The sequence below is a fragment of the Paraburkholderia sp. BL21I4N1 genome (genome assembly GCF_002973525.1).
Taxonomy (GTDB): Bacteria; Pseudomonadota; Gammaproteobacteria; order Burkholderiales; family Burkholderiaceae; genus Paraburkholderia.
In genome coordinates this window covers 606,479-620,620 of the sequence record NZ_PVEN01000001.1, presented here as the reverse complement: position 1 = coordinate 620,620, position 14,142 = coordinate 606,479, and the positions used below count along the sequence as shown (strand labels likewise).

Sequence of the window (14,142 nt, the reverse complement as noted above, 5' to 3'; positions counted from 1 at the left end):
GACGTACTCAATGAAAGATAGCCGAACAAAAATCCGGACAAAAAAAACCGGAGCCGCCACCTTTTTTTATTGCGCATTCACGCTGCCCGCACTGACTCTCGCCGCCAGTGCTTATGCCGACGACGGCGTGACGGAGCCCACCTCCGAAACGTCGCGAACCCAGACGCTCGCGCAAGCGTCGCCCTCGCCTACGCCCTCAACCTCGCATGCGCCGGACTCCTCCCCGCAGTCCGCCAGATCCTCCGGCAAACGCCGTGCGGATCAGGGCGGTCAGGTGCGTAACGATCAACCCGACACGACCAACGCAATCGTCAATGCCGAAGCCAGCCAAACGGTCGAGCCGCCCAGCCCGCCGTCGAGTCAGGCAGCCAGTAAAGGCTTTATCGCCGATAGCCATCTCAACCTGCAGTTCCGCAATTACTCCGACTACTTCCAGGCGCCCAACGCGATCTACCGTCACGCGTGGATCCAGGGCGCGCAAGCCAACTATGAATCCGGCTTTACGCAGGGTCTGGTCGGCTTCGGCGTGGACGCGTCGCTGTTCGCCGCGTTGAAGCTCGACGGCGGCAACGGCGCCGGCAACATGGTGCACGTCGGCAAGGACGGCGGCGGTTCACAGCAGCTCGCGTGGGCCTATCCCGGTATGTATGACATCAAGGGCCGCATTTCGGAAACGGTCGTGAAGTACGGTTTGCAGATCGTCACGAACCCGTTTCTCGAACCGCACGACAACCGCGCACTGCCGCCGACCTTCCTGGGTGTCTCGATGGTCAGCAACGACCTCGTGCACACCACGCTCGAAGCCGGTAGCTTCACCAAGGTCGACGCCCGCGGCCACACGAACCTGAGCAACCTGACCACCTCGTATGGCGGCACGCGCATCGATCGGCTGACTTACGTGGGCGGCACGTGGCACTACGCGAAGAACGGCGAAATGGCGCTGTACGTCGATCAGGCCGACGACGTCTGGCGTCAGTACTACGGTTCGGTGGCGCAGTCGTTCGGCGATCCGACCACGATCAAGTGGAGCGGTCTCGCCAACATCTATTCGACGCACGACACCGGCGCGTCGAAGCAAGGGCATATCAACAGCAATGCGTACAGCGTGTCGGTCTCCGCGCAGCACGGCCCTCACGCGCTGCTGCTCGGCTACCAGCAGGTGCTCGGCGACCAGTTCTTCGACTATGTGAACGAAACCAACGGCATCTACCTGACCAACTCGATGGACGTGGACTACAACGCGCCGCACGAGCAATCGCTGCAATTGCGTTACACGTTCGACGGCAAGTACGCGGGCGTGCCGGGCCTGAAGGCGATGTTCTGGGGGCAATACGGCTGGAATGCGGATGCGTCGGCGGGCGCGGCGGAAAACGCTTCGCCTTCGGCGTCGCTGCACAATCTGTACTGGAAGAACGGCGAGCCGGTGCATGGCCATCATCACGAGTTCGGCTTCGTTCCTAGCTATACGCTGCAAAGCGGCCGCTTCAAGGATACGAAGATCACGTTCATCGCGATGTGGCACAACGCTCAGGCTCACTACTCGGACGGCAACAACATGGAATACCGTCTGGTGGTGAACGTGCCGGTGAAGGTGTTCTAGGCAGCACGTTTCTGCTCGATGCCTGATGTTTGAAAAGGCGTCACGGCTCGCGATGGGGCGACGTGACGCCTTTTTTCTTAAGCGTCCCCAGTGATCCGCTCGGTGGTCATGGCTCGCGACAAACCGTGCATCGGCCGGCGCAATGCCACGTCGAACGGATTGGTTTGCGGGCCGATCGCATCGGCCTGCCGCCTCAGCAATTCGACCACCATCGGCAGGCGGTCGTCGCCCAGACGCGACGCCAGCGTGCCCACGCTCAATGCCGCCACCGCGAGGCCGGTGCGGTCCAGCACCGGCACCGCCACGCCCGCCATGCCGTCGAGCACACCGGTGTTGTTCGCCGCGTAGCCCAGTCGCCGCACGCGTTCGATTTCGGTGCGCAAATACACTTCGTCCAGCACGCCGTAGCCGCGAATTCGCGGCACGTTGAAACGAATGATCTCCTCACGTTCCGCCTCGGGCAGAAACGCGAGAATGGCCAGGCTGCCCTGACCGACCCCTAACGCGACGCGACCGCCAATGTCGCCGGTGAACGAACGGATCGGAAACGGCCCTTCGCAAATGTCGAGACACACCGCGTCGAAACTGCTTTTGACCAGCAGAAAAATCGTGTCGCCGAGACTCGCGCACAGCCGCAGCAACGCCGGGCGGCACAGCGTACGCATGCCACTCGGGTTGCCCGCCTGCGCGGCCAGCGCGAAGAAATCGACGCTCAGCCGGTACAGCTTGGAGTTGTCGTCCTGCTCGACGATGCCCTCCGCGATCAGCGCGTGCAGGATACGGTGTACGGTGCCCTGCGTCAGCCCGACGGCTTTCGCCAGTCGCGTAACGCGGCCGCCGTCGGCTTGCGCTTCGGACAACGCGCGAATCACCGCGAACGCGCGTTCCAGCATGCCGGGGCCTGGCGTGCTGCCGTTTTCGGCCGGGGCGTGGTCAGTATCTCGTTGGGCGGCAGCTTTCATCCAGGTTGCTCTCATTTATTTCATTGACCGGAACACTATAAAGTGTTTTATCCGCAAGCGGAATAGTGGGCCGATTCCGCCTTACCGTGCCATTAACACTGATTCATAGGGATTTTCCGTACGCCATGCAGCGGAATTATTCCTGGCAATTCTTCAAACATATTCCGATCAGCAGAATTTTTTTAAATTTAATACCGTTGATCGGAATTTGAAATTGACGCCTCGTAATTTGGCTGGCTAGAGTCGATTCCATCGGGCCATCCCCGCTCGAATCGGTGTCGACTCATCCAAAGGCGAGAATCATGTCGTTCCTCACACTCACGGACGTAACGAAATCATTCGGCGATCTGCACGCTGTCGCCGACGTGAACCTCTCCGTGGAAAAAGGCGAGTTCGTTTCGTTGCTCGGGCCGTCCGGCTGCGGCAAGACCACCACCTTGCAGATGATCGCGGGTTTCGTCGAAACCACGCGCGGGCGTATCACGCTCGACGGCCGCGACATCACGCAGATGAAGCCGAACAAGCGCGGCCTCGGCATCGTGTTTCAAAGCTACGCACTGTTTCCGCACATGAGCGTGGCGGAGAACGTCGGCTTCGGGCTGGAAATGCGCAACGTCGACAAGGCCGAGCGCAAGGAGCGCGTGTGCGAGGCGCTAGCGCTGGTGCGCCTCGACACGCTCGCGCATCGCTTTCCGCGCGAACTGTCCGGCGGCCAGCGGCAACGCGTTGCGATTGCTCGCGCGATCGTGATCGCGCCGCCGGTGCTGCTGCTCGACGAACCAATGTCGAATCTCGACGCCAAGCTGCGTGAAGACATGCAGTTCGAGCTGCGCGGCATTCAACGCAAGATCGGCACAACCACGATCATGGTGACGCACGACCAGTCGGAAGCGCTGTCGATCAGCGATCGCGTGGTGGTGATGGAAGCCGGCCGCATCACGCAGATCGACACGCCGTATGAAGCATACGAGCGCCCGGAAAACCGCTTTGTCTCGCAGTTCATCGGCAAGGCCAACATGCTGCCGGGCACCGTGACGTCGTGCGACGGCGAGGCGATCTGCATCGACCTCGGCCATGACATCGAGGAAACCGGCCGCACCGCGCAATTGCCGGCGCGCGAGCGCGCGGTCGGCGTGGGCGACGCAGTCACCTTGTGCATTCGTCCGGAAAAGCTGCGTCTGTGCGCCCCGAGCGCCGGACGCGTGCCGGCCACCGTGACGAGCCGCTTCTTCCTCGGCAGCCAATGGCTGTACCGGCTCGACAGCCGTCTCGGCGAAGTGCTGGTGTGCTGCCAGAACGAAGGCACCGAGCCGCTGCCGGAAGGCGCGGCGGTCGGCGTGGACTGGAACAGCGAAGCGATCCGCTTCATTCAACGGGACGTCCAACATGGCTAGTACGCTCCCCGCCGCCGACAAGCGCAACGCGAACGCCCGCGACGCGCGGCGTGCGCCGTGGCATGCCTTCCTGCCGCTGTGGCTGATGTGCGCGCCGGCCTTTCTGCTGTTCGCGGCGCTAGTGCTGGTGCCGCTCTTGATGACGCTGGTGCTGACCTTTTACCGCTTCGATCCGGCAAGCGGGCCGATCGCCGCGTTCCAGTTCGGCAATTACGCGGAAGTGCTGGGCTCCTCGTATTTCCACACGATCTTTCTGCGCACCTTCGGTATTGCGTTTCTGGTCACGCTGCTGTGCGTCGTGATCGGTACGCCGGAAGCGTACGTGCTGTCACGCATGCGCGACCCGTACCGCTCGCTGTTCCTGCTGGTGATTCTCGCGCCGCTGCTGGTGTCGGTGGTGGTGCGCGCGTTCGGCTGGAGCATGCTGCTCAATAGCAACGGACTCGTGAATCAGGCCTTCGGTCTGATCGGTCTCGGACCCTACAAGCTCGAATACACGACCTTTGCGATCGTGATTGCGCTCGTTCACGTGATGCTGCCGTTCATGGTGATTCCCGTTTGGACCGCGCTGCAAAAAATCGACCCGCAGACGGAAAACGCCGCGCTGTCGCTGATGGCATCGCCCGCCACCACGCTGCGCCGGATCGTGTTGCCGCAACTCACGCCGGGCATCCTGTCCGGCAGCCTGATGGTGTTCGGTTTGTCGGCGAGCGCCTTTGCGATTCCGGGTCTGCTCGGCGGACGCCGCCTGAAAGTGGCCGCCACCGCCGTCTATGACGAATTCCTCGGTTCGCTGAACTGGCCGCTCGGCGCGACCATCGCGCTCCTGCTGCTGGTCGCGAATCTGATCGTGATGCTCACGTACTACCGGGTTCTGGAACGTAAGTACGCCAGAAGCCTCGGTTAATTCATCGGCCCCTTGGGTGACATCATCATGAGAAAGAACGGCCCTATTGCGCTGATTTTCCACACGCTCGTGATTGCGTTCGTGCTCGCGCCGCTCGTGATCGTCGTGCTGGTCGCATTCACGCCCGACGAAACGCTCACGCTGCCCACGCATGGCGTCTCGCTGCGCTGGTTCCGCGCGATCCTCGACTACCCCGATTTCATTTCCGCGTTTTTCAACAGTCTGAAGCTGGCGTTTGCGTCGGCCACGCTGTCGCTGATCGTCGCACTGCCCGCGGCATTGGCGATCGGCCGCGCGCGTTTTCCGGGACGCGGCTTTCTCAACGGATTGTTGTTGTCGCCGCTAGTGATTCCCGGTCTCGTGCTCGGCATCGCGTTACTGCGCTTCTTCGCGCTGATCGGCGCGACCGGTTCGTTCGCGTGGCTCGTGCTCGCGCACATGATCATCATCACGCCGTTCGTGATGCGCCTGGTGCTGGCGTCGGTCAGCGGCCTGGATCGCAGTGTCGAACAGGCGGCGCATTCGCTCGGCGCGGATGCATGGACCACGTTTCGCCGCATCACCTTCCCGATGATTCTGCCGGGCATTACCGGCGGCTGGTTGCTGGCCTTCATCAATAGCTTCGACGAATTGACCATGTCGATCTTCGTCACGTCGCCGCAAACCGTCACGCTGCCGGTGCGCATGTACATGTACGCGACCGAATCGATCGATCCGATGATGGCCTCCGTCTCGGCGCTGGTGATCTTCATCACGGCCGGCGCGATGCTGCTGCTCGATCGCGTGTATGGGCTCAACCGCGTTCTGATCGGCCAGCATTGATGTCTTCTTCCGCTTACGTTCCCATGCCGTCCAACTTACCGTCCACTCATGGCGCCGACGCGGCCCCCGCTCGCGCCGAGCCGCAATTCGTTCGCGTGGCCGAAACGCAGCGCGAGCCGCTGCGCTTCTTTCTCGATGGCTGCGAAGTCGGTGCGCTGCAAGGCGATACGCTGCTGACCGCCGTGTTGATGCAGCAACGGCGTGTGCGCGACAGCGAATTCAGCGGCGCGCCGCGCGCCGGCTTCTGTTTGATCGGCGCATGCCAGGACTGCTGGATGCGCAGCGAAGATGGCAAGCGCCTGCGCGCCTGTTCGACGCTGGTGACTGAAGGCATGCGCGTGGTGTCGCGATTCGGTGTTGAAACCGGCAACGCCGCGGTTTCGGCGCTCGCCAACGGAGACGCTTCATGAGCGACGAACGCCGCATCGTCATCGTCGGCGCGGGACCGGCCGGCGTGCGCGCCGCCGAGACACTGGTCGCAGCCGGCCTTCGCCCGGTCGTACTCGATGAAAACGCGCGCTGGGGCGGCCAGATTTATCGGCAACCGCCCGCGAACGGCGGCTTTCAACGTTCGAAAAAAACGCTCTACGGTTTCGAAGCGCACAAGGCCGACGCGTTGCATACGACGATGGCCGCGCTGTTGCCGCAACTCGACTATCGTCCCGACACGCTGGCGTGGGCCTGCGAACCTGGGCGGCTCGATACGCTGCATGCGGGGCGCGAGATTCGCGTGCCGTTCTCGCATCTGATCATCGCCAGCGGCGCGACCGATCGCGTGTTGCCGGTGCCGGGCTGGACCTTGCCCGGCGTCTATACGCTCGGCGCGGCGCAGGTCGCGTTGAAGTCGCAAGGTTGCGCGATTGGGCAGCGTGTCGTGCTGGCCGGTACGGGGCCCTTGTTGTACCTGGTCGCCTATCAATACGTGAAAGCGGGCGCGCAAGTGCTGGCCGTGCTGGATACCAGTCCGCTGTCGCGGCAGATCGCGGCCGCGCCGAAACTCGCGCGTCAACCGTCCACATTCGCCAAAGGGCTGTATTACGTCGGCTGGTTGAAAACGCGCGGCGTGCGGATCCAACGCAATGTGACGCTGGTCGGCATTCACGGCGAACAAGGTGTGCGCGCAATCGAATTTCGCGCTTCCCCGGATCGCGCCGCGCCCACCGAAACCCTGACTTGCGACGCGGTCGGTATCAGCTTCGGGTTGAAGCCCGAAACGCAACTCGCCGATCTGGCGGGCTGCCGCTTCCGCTTCGACGCCACCAACCGCTGCTGGCTGCCCGAACTCGACGCCGCCGGACGCAGTTCCGTGCCAGGTCTCTATCTCGCCGGCGACGGCGCGGGCATTGCCGGCGCCGACGCCGCCGAACTCGCCGGCCGCCGCGTCGCGCTGGCATTGCTCGACGATCTCGGCATGGCGTATCCGCGCGGTACGGGCAGACGCGAGGCGGCATCGCTCGAACGCAGTCTCAAACGTATCGCCGTCTTTCGCCAGGGTATCGAAACGGCCTTCGCACCACCCGCGCAATGCGCCGCGCAATGGCCCGACGACATGACCGTGTGCCGCTGCGAGGAAATCGACGCGGGTACGTTACGCCGCTGCGTTCGCGGCGGCGAAGCGAGCGAGATCAATCGTTTGAAAGCGCTCACGCGGGTCGGCATGGGGCGCTGCCAGGGACGCATGTGCGGCGAGGCCGCGCTCACGCTGCTAGCCGAGGAAACCGGCAAACCGCTCGCCGAAGTGGGCCGCTTGCGCGGTCAGGCGCCGATCAAACCGATTCCCCTTTCACCCGAGATGGTGACCGACGACAACCTCGCCGAAATCCCCGAGGAGGCTCGCGATGAGTGACACGCAACATTACGACGTCGCGATTGCGGGCGGCGGACTGGTCGGCTCATCGGCGGCGTTGGCGCTGGCGCGGCGTGGCTTGCGCGTCGGCCTGTTCGAGCGGCGCTATTGCGGCGCGCAGGCGAGCGGCGTGAACTACGGCGGCGTGCGCTGCCAGGGGCGCCCCGTCGAACAGATGCCGCTCGCCATGCGCGCGCGGCGCATCTGGGACCGCTTGCCGGAGTTGATCGGCATCGACGGCGAATTCACGATGTCGGGACACTTGCGGTTGGCGCGCGGCGAAGCCGATCTCGCCGCGCTGCAAGCGTGGGCCGACATGGCGCGCGATCACGGACTGCACGCGCGGTTAGTCAGTGGCGCCGCGTTCCGTGAGCGCTATCCGTGGCTCGGGCCAGCGGCTATCGGCGGCTCGCTGTGCGCGACCGATGGGCACGCGAATCCGCGTCTGGTCTCGCCCGCGTTCGCGCGCGCCGCGCGCGCGGCCGGTGCGGAGGTGCGCGAGCAAACCGAGCTCAGCGAGATTCATCACGACGGCAAGCGCTTTCACCTGCGCGCCGGCGACGCGCGCATCAGCGCCGACTGGCTGATCAATTCCGCGGGCGCGTGGGCGAATACGGTGGCGGGTTACTTCGGCGAGCGCGTGCCGATGAAACCGATTTACCCGAACATGTGGGTCACCGAGCCCTTGCCGCCCTTCATCACGCACAACCTCGGGGTGTACGGCGGCGGCATCTACGCGCGGCAAGTGGCGCGCGGCAATTGCGTGATCGGCGGTGGACGCGGACATGGCGACGGCGAATACGGCCACCCCTCCACCGACACCACGCGCGCCGTGATGCGCGACGCCTGCGCGCTGCTGCCCGCGTTGCGCGAGGCGCTGCTGATCCGCACGTGGAGCGGCGTGGAAGGCGAGACCGTGGACAACAATCCGATCATCGGCGCGAGCCGCATGGTGCCGCGTCTGTTGCATGCGTTCGGTTTTTCGGGCGGCGGTTTTCTGCTCGCGCCCGGCGTGGGCGAAGTGCTGGCCGATCTCGTGATCGACGGCGAGACCGCCACGCCGTTGCATGCGTTTTCGATTGATCGCTTTGCCGGCGTGGGCGCCTTATCCGTCGATTCGGCTGCGACCCCATCCGCCACCTCTTCCGCTGCTTAAGTCCCGTTTAGTGAAACCCAGGAGCCCCACCATGAAATTGTTCAAGACGATCGCGGCGCTCGCCGCCCTGTGTGCGTTCAGCGCGGCCGCGCCGGCGTGGTCGGAGACCAAAACCATCTACATCGGCATGAACGGCGGGCCGATGGAAAAGGCTTATACGAGCCAGGTGCTGCCCGACTTCGAGAAAGCCAACAATGTGAAGGTGGTGGTGGTGCCGGGCACTTCGTCGGACATTCTCGCCAAGCTGCTCGCCAACAAGGCGAATCCGCAGATCCACGTGGTGTTTCTCGACGACGGCGTGATGGCGCGCGCGGTCAGCATGGGCGTCTGCAAGAAACTCGACGACGCGCCGGTCCTGAAGGAACTCTACCCGTTCGCGCGCATGAAAGACGACATGGGCGCGGGCGTGCAACTCGGCATGACCGGCATTGCGTACAACAAGAAGCTGTTCGCTGAAAAAGGCTGGGCGCCGCCGACTTCGTGGATGGATTTCGCCGATCCGAAATACAAGGGCAAGGTGGTGTTCCAGTCGGCCTCGAGCAGCACGTTCGGCCTGCACGGCTTTCTCGCGATCAACCGTCTGATGGGCGGCAGCGAGCAGAACGTCGAACCGGGTTTCACGAAATGGGCGAGCACGGTTGGGCCGAACGTGGTCGAGTACGTGCCGAACTCCGCGAAGATTTCCGAAATGGTCCAGACCGGCGAAGCGGGCCTGTTCCCGCTGACGCCGACCGGCGTGAGCGATCTGCAAGACAAGGGGATTCCGGTCGCTTATGTGAATCCGAAAGAAGGGCCGGTGTTGCTGCTGGTCGATCTGTGCGTGGTCAACAACAACCCCGACCCGCAACTCGCGCAGAAGCTCGCGCAATTTCTGCTGTCCGCGCCCGCGCAGACCAAAGCGGCCGAAGCGGGCAAGCAGATTCCGACCAACCGCCTCGCGAAGATGACGCCGCCGATGCAGCAAAGCCTCGGCAGTATCGACGATCTGGTGCGCAAGGTGACAGTGGTGGATTGGGACACGATCAATGCGCACCGCGCGCAGTGGGATACGCGCTGGAACCGGCAGATCGAGCGGTGAGTTAGAAGCTTTTTGCCACGCCCAGTCAGAAAATCAGCGACACCGCCACGGCAAGCCAGATCGAGCCGACGCCCGCCAGAAACAGATGGCGAGCGATACGCATGTGGGTGTCGTTGGTTTCCGATTGGGCCGGGTTCGTTGCCAGCCACGGCACGAGCCCGAGACAGCCGAAACCGATCAGTGCGATCACAACGACCATCACGTCGCCGACGTGCCATTTGGTCGGCTCGTACATGCCCCAGTAGCCGAGAAAGACAATGCCGATCGAAAAGATCGTGGCCGACGCGCTACTGAGCGCGGCCACCGATCCGGTTGGACTCGGCATGCTTCACCTCCGATCGTTGGCTGTTACGGCATGCCTTGCGTGTCCATTTCAGCGAATGCGTTCCATCAGGACGTGCGGGCCTGCCTCGCTTCATACGTCTTCAGATGACTATAGGCGATCCGCAGCAACGACAAGCCGTGTTCGCCCTTCTGCGCGTCGCCGCCACGCGAGATCAGATCGCCGAGAATGTGATCCGCCTCGGTATGCGAGTGATTTTCCACGTCGCGCAGCATCGACGCGGTGAGCGGCGACGGCGTGAACAGCGTCTGCGTGGCGCGGGCGTCGAAGTCCGGGCCCATCGTGAAGCCTTTGTTCTCCGCCACCGCCCGGCACTCGCCGAGCAGGTTCTCGATCACGCGTTTGCCGTCCGGCGCAGCCAGAATATCGCCGACGGAACCCCGCATCAAGCACGTGCTGGCCGCTAATGTGGCCAGGAACACCCATTTTTCCCACATGCGCAGCAAAATGTTGTCGCTGACCGTGACGTCGAAATTCGCGCCGGCCATCGCGTCCGCGATCGCCTCGACGCGCTCCGATTTGCCGCCCGCCAGTTCGCCGAATGTAATGGCATGCATTTCGTTCAGATGCACGATGTGCTGCTCGGCGTTCAGCGTCGCGGCAATCACGCATTGGCCGCCCAATACCCGCTGCGCGCCGAACTTTTCGGTCAGCACGTCGATATGGCGCATGCCGTTGAGCATCGGCAGAATCAGCGTCGATTCGCCGACGAACGGCGCGAACGAGTCGATCGCGTCGTCGAGGCTGTAAGCCTTGCAACTGAGCAGCACCAGATCGAACGGCTCGGCGCTCACGCCGGCGAGGATCGTGCTGACATCGGGCAGCGTGAGATCGCCGCGCGCGCTATTGATCACGAGCCCGTCGCGCTTAAGCTTTTCCGCGCGGCCCGCACGAACCAGGAAAGTCACGTCCTGACCCGCCGCGGCGAGACGCCCGCCGAAGTAACCGCCCACCGCGCCCGCCCCTACTACTAGAATTCGCATCGTTGGCCTCTTGATAGATTTCGGTCGCGCGGCGTTGGGCTTCCGGATGGTAGACCTCGGAGCCGCTGACGCAGTGCGTGGGGAGAATGTAGCAAAGATTGGGTGTCGGCATCGGCCACGATTGCCGGGTTGGCATGCTGCGATGCGACGATTGTCAGGTCAGATCAATCGCCGCATCCCGCTCGCCGAAATGTTGCGCTCAGAACGCGCCGAGAATCGTGCTTTCGTAGAGCGCCAGCATGCCCTCGACATCCACGCCGACGCACACTTCGCACGCCGGGCGGCTGTCCCAGGCCGGCGCTGGCACCGGCATCGCGGCAGGCTTCTGGATCGTCTGACCGACCGCGATGCCTTCGGTCAACACCCGCACCGGACCGCTGCGCGTCGTGTAGAGATGCGGCGCCAGCACATAAGCCACTGCCGACGAATCGTGCACGTAAATGCCCTTAAGCTGCGCGCTCTCTTCATGAAACGCCTCGTAATGCCGCGACACGTCCCACACGAATTGTCCCGCCGCGCCACCGCGTTCACGCAGCGAGGCCAGATAGTCGTGGCTCATGATGGTGCGCTGCGTAACGTCGAGCCCGACGATCGCCACCGGCCAGGCCGCGCCGAACACGATATCGGCCGCATCTGGATCGCCGAGAATGTTGGCTTCCGCCGCGGGCGTCACGTTGCCGAGCACGCCGTCGGTGCCGAACGCGCCGCCCATGATTACCACCTGTTTGACCAGGGTGGCGAATTGCGGATCGTCGGCGAGCGCCAGCGCGAGATTCGTGAGCGGACCCACGGCGACCAGCGTGACTTCACCGGGATGCGCACGCACCGTGTCGATGATGAAGCGATGTGCGGGACGCGCGTCGAGCGTGGCGCCGTGGCTCATGTCGAGCACGATGTTGCCGAGCCCGTTGTCTCCGTGAATCCACGCCAGCGGGTCGGGCGCAATGCGCTTGAGCGGCGCGGTCGCCCCCTGCGCGGCCGGCACGCCAGGCGCGAAACGACCGGCGAGGAAACGCGCATTACGCGTGGTCGTCTGAATCGTTGCGTTGCCGAACACACTCGTCAGACCGAGCAGTTCGATCTCCGGGTGCCGCGCCTGAAATACCAACGCCATTGCGTCGTCCACACCGGGGTCGGTGTCGTAAATGATCTTGTGCCGGCTCATAGGTAAAACGCGTCCGGCAGTTGGTCGCGCGCGGTGGTGTCACGTGTCGCGCCATGCAGATTGCCGAGGCGAATCGGCAGGTCCGGGCCGCCGAGTTCGATGATCACCTGGCGGCACGCGCCACACGGCGCGATCGGACCTTCGGTGTCGCCGATCACGGCGAGCGCGGCGAACTGGTCACGCTGATAACCCGCGGCAATCGCGCTGAAAAATGCCGTGCGTTCCGCGCAATTGCACAAACCGTACGAGGCGTTTTCGACGTTGCAACCGTCGAATACCTTGCCGTCTTTAGTCAGCAGCGCAGCGCCAACCTTGAATTTCGAATACGGCGCATAGGCCTTTTCTCGCGCGACGCCCGCGCGTTCCAGCAGTTGTTCCATCTTCATACAGCGATCCTCGATTCAATGCAGCGTAATGAACATGCCCGCAATGGTGGCGCTCATCAGGTTCGAGAGCGTGCCGGCCAGCACGACACGTAGGCCGTAGCGCGCGACTTCCGCGCGGCGTTCCGGCGCGACGGCGCTAAAACCGCCCGTCAGCACCGCGATCGACGAAAAGTTCGCGAAGCCGCACAACGCAAACGACAGGATTGCAATGGTACGCGGATCGAGCGCCTGCAGGCCAGCCGCGGTGACGCTGGCGGCGTCTTTCAGATACGGCGACAGCGACGCATAAGCGACGAACTCGTTGAGAATCACCTTCTGCCCAAGGAAATTACCGGCGATGGTCGCCTCGCTCCACGGCACGCCGATCAGATACGCGAGCGGCGCGAACAGCATGCCGAGCACGGATTGCATCGACAGGTCCGGATGGCCGAACCAGCCGCCGATGCCGCCCACGATACCGTTGAGCAACGCGATCAGACTGACGAACGCGATGAGCATGGCGCCGACCATCACGGCGATTTTCAGGCCCACGGTCGCGCCGGAACTGACGGCTTCGATCACATTGGTGGGCCGCTTTTCGTCGAAGTTGAGATGCTGCAATTGCACGCGGCTCGGCTCGGTGCTCGGGCAAATGATCTTCGCGAACAGCAGGCCGCCGGGCACCGCCATGAACGACGCGGCGAGCAGATAGTCGACCCGCACGCCGAGCCCCGCGTAGCCCGCCAGCACCGAGCCCGCCACCGCAGCCATGCCGCTCGACATCACCGCGAACAGTTCGGCGCCGGTCATGTCGCGCGCGAATGGCTTGACGACGGCGGGCATTTCGCTCTGACCGAGAAAGATCGTGGTGACGGCCGAAAACGATTCGAGCTTCGACACACCCAGCAGTTTCTGGAACGCCGTGCCGAGCAGAAGCACGATCCAGCGCATCACGCCGAGGTAGTACAGCACGGAGATCAACGCCGTGACGAAGATAATGGCCGGCAGCACACGCACGGCGAACACGAAACCGCCGTCGCCAAAGACCTGGAACATCCTGGGCTGCACGAGGCCGCCGAACAGGAACTCGATGCCCGCGTTGCCGTACGCCAGTACGTGATTGACGCCGGATGCGGCCGCGTCGAGGATCGATTTGCCGAACGGCACAAACAGAATGAAAGCGCCGATGCCGATTTGCGTGAGCAGCGCGGCGACCACGGTACGTAAGCGAATGGCGCGCCGGTTGGCGGAGAAGATATAGGCGATGAACAACAGGACGGCAATACCGAGGAGGTTTCGGACGATCAGGGCCATGTCTCGTGACGTTCTTGTGAAAGTGGCACAGATGCTAAACGAAACTGACGCTGGAGGAAAAAGATTCGGTTAGGGGCGGTGTTCGGGTGATGAAGGATCGAGCGCGGGGCAATGCGTGGTGCATTTTTTGTGCGGGTGCATGGGGTGTTGCCGCGGCGCGTTAAGGTGCGATTGACGTTTCGCGCGCCGCAGCGATTGCATGTGCTG

14 protein-coding genes are annotated in these 14,142 nt (G+C 63.5%); 8 read left to right on the top strand and 6 right to left on the bottom strand.

Annotation, left to right across the window (positions count from 1 at the left end; translation table 11 throughout):
- The first annotated feature begins 10 nt into the window (after positions 1 to 10).
- Complete coding sequence (locus tag B0G83_RS02625) at positions 11 to 1,600, top strand: OprD family outer membrane porin (RefSeq protein WP_105505854.1); 1,590 nt, start codon at positions 11 to 13, stop codon at positions 1,598 to 1,600.
- 77 nt (positions 1,601 to 1,677) lie between these two features.
- Here the strand turns inward: B0G83_RS02625 and B0G83_RS02620 are convergent, their stop codons facing one another.
- Positions 1,678 to 2,562 carry an IclR family transcriptional regulator gene (locus B0G83_RS02620; protein ID WP_105505853.1) on the bottom strand — a complete coding sequence of 295 codons (885 nt, stop codon included), beginning with the start codon at positions 2,560 to 2,562 and terminating at the stop codon, positions 1,678 to 1,680.
- Between the two features lie 302 nt (positions 2,563 to 2,864).
- Between B0G83_RS02620 and B0G83_RS02615 the strand changes: the two genes are divergently transcribed.
- The 7 genes from B0G83_RS02615 to B0G83_RS02585 are packed head-to-tail and all read left to right on the top strand — an operon-like array spanning position 2,865 to position 9,765.
- Positions 2,865 to 3,956, top strand: coding sequence for an ABC transporter ATP-binding protein (locus B0G83_RS02615; protein ID WP_105505852.1), 1,092 nt, complete (start codon positions 2,865 to 2,867; stop codon positions 3,954 to 3,956).
- On the top strand, positions 3,949 to 4,863 hold the full coding sequence (locus tag B0G83_RS02610; RefSeq protein WP_105505851.1) for an ABC transporter permease: 915 nt from the start codon (positions 3,949 to 3,951) through the stop codon (positions 4,861 to 4,863). The genes B0G83_RS02615 and B0G83_RS02610 overlap by 8 nt, the downstream gene beginning before the upstream one ends.
- 27 nt (positions 4,864 to 4,890) lie before the next feature.
- Positions 4,891 to 5,685, top strand: coding sequence for an ABC transporter permease (locus B0G83_RS02605; RefSeq protein WP_105505850.1), 795 nt, complete (start codon positions 4,891 to 4,893; stop codon positions 5,683 to 5,685).
- 23 nt (positions 5,686 to 5,708) lie between these two features.
- On the top strand, positions 5,709 to 6,095 hold the full coding sequence (locus B0G83_RS02600) for a (2Fe-2S)-binding protein (RefSeq protein ID WP_105505849.1): 387 nt from the start codon (positions 5,709 to 5,711) through the stop codon (positions 6,093 to 6,095).
- Entirely contained in the window at positions 6,092 to 7,531 is a 1,440-nt protein-coding gene (locus tag B0G83_RS02595; protein WP_105505848.1) for an NAD(P)/FAD-dependent oxidoreductase, read from the top strand. The genes B0G83_RS02600 and B0G83_RS02595 overlap by 4 nt, the downstream gene beginning before the upstream one ends.
- Positions 7,524 to 8,687 carry an FAD-binding oxidoreductase gene (locus B0G83_RS02590; RefSeq protein ID WP_105505847.1) on the top strand — a complete coding sequence of 388 codons (1,164 nt, stop codon included), beginning with the start codon at positions 7,524 to 7,526 and terminating at the stop codon, positions 8,685 to 8,687. Before B0G83_RS02595 ends, B0G83_RS02590 begins: the two co-directional genes overlap by 8 nt.
- A 31-nt stretch (positions 8,688 to 8,718) precedes the next feature.
- Entirely contained in the window at positions 8,719 to 9,765 is a 1,047-nt protein-coding gene (locus B0G83_RS02585; protein ID WP_105505846.1) for an ABC transporter substrate-binding protein, read from the top strand.
- A 25-nt stretch (positions 9,766 to 9,790) separates the two neighbouring features.
- Here the strand turns inward: B0G83_RS02585 and B0G83_RS02580 are convergent, their stop codons facing one another.
- From B0G83_RS02580 to B0G83_RS02560, 5 genes are all read right to left on the bottom strand, one after another.
- Positions 9,791 to 10,090, bottom strand: a complete 300-nt coding sequence (locus tag B0G83_RS02580) for a hypothetical protein (protein ID WP_105505845.1) — start codon at positions 10,088 to 10,090, stop codon at positions 9,791 to 9,793.
- Between the two features lie 65 nt (positions 10,091 to 10,155).
- A complete protein-coding gene (panE, locus tag B0G83_RS02575) occupies positions 10,156 to 11,091 on the bottom strand; it encodes a 2-dehydropantoate 2-reductase (protein ID WP_105505844.1) in 936 nt (311 codons plus the stop codon).
- Positions 11,092 to 11,290: 199 nt separating this feature from the next.
- Positions 11,291 to 12,256, bottom strand: a complete 966-nt coding sequence (locus B0G83_RS02570) for a nucleoside hydrolase (protein ID WP_105505843.1) — start codon at positions 12,254 to 12,256, stop codon at positions 11,291 to 11,293.
- Positions 12,253 to 12,642: a cytidine deaminase gene (locus B0G83_RS02565; protein WP_105505842.1), complete on the bottom strand. Its 390-nt coding sequence runs from the start codon at positions 12,640 to 12,642 to the stop codon at positions 12,253 to 12,255. The genes B0G83_RS02570 and B0G83_RS02565 overlap by 4 nt, the downstream gene beginning before the upstream one ends.
- A 15-nt stretch (positions 12,643 to 12,657) precedes the next feature.
- The gene (locus B0G83_RS02560; protein ID WP_105505841.1) at positions 12,658 to 13,935 is read right to left on the bottom strand and encodes a NupC/NupG family nucleoside CNT transporter; all 1,278 of its coding nucleotides are present in this window, start codon (positions 13,933 to 13,935) and stop codon (positions 12,658 to 12,660) included.
- Positions 13,936 to 14,142 lie beyond the last annotated feature (207 nt).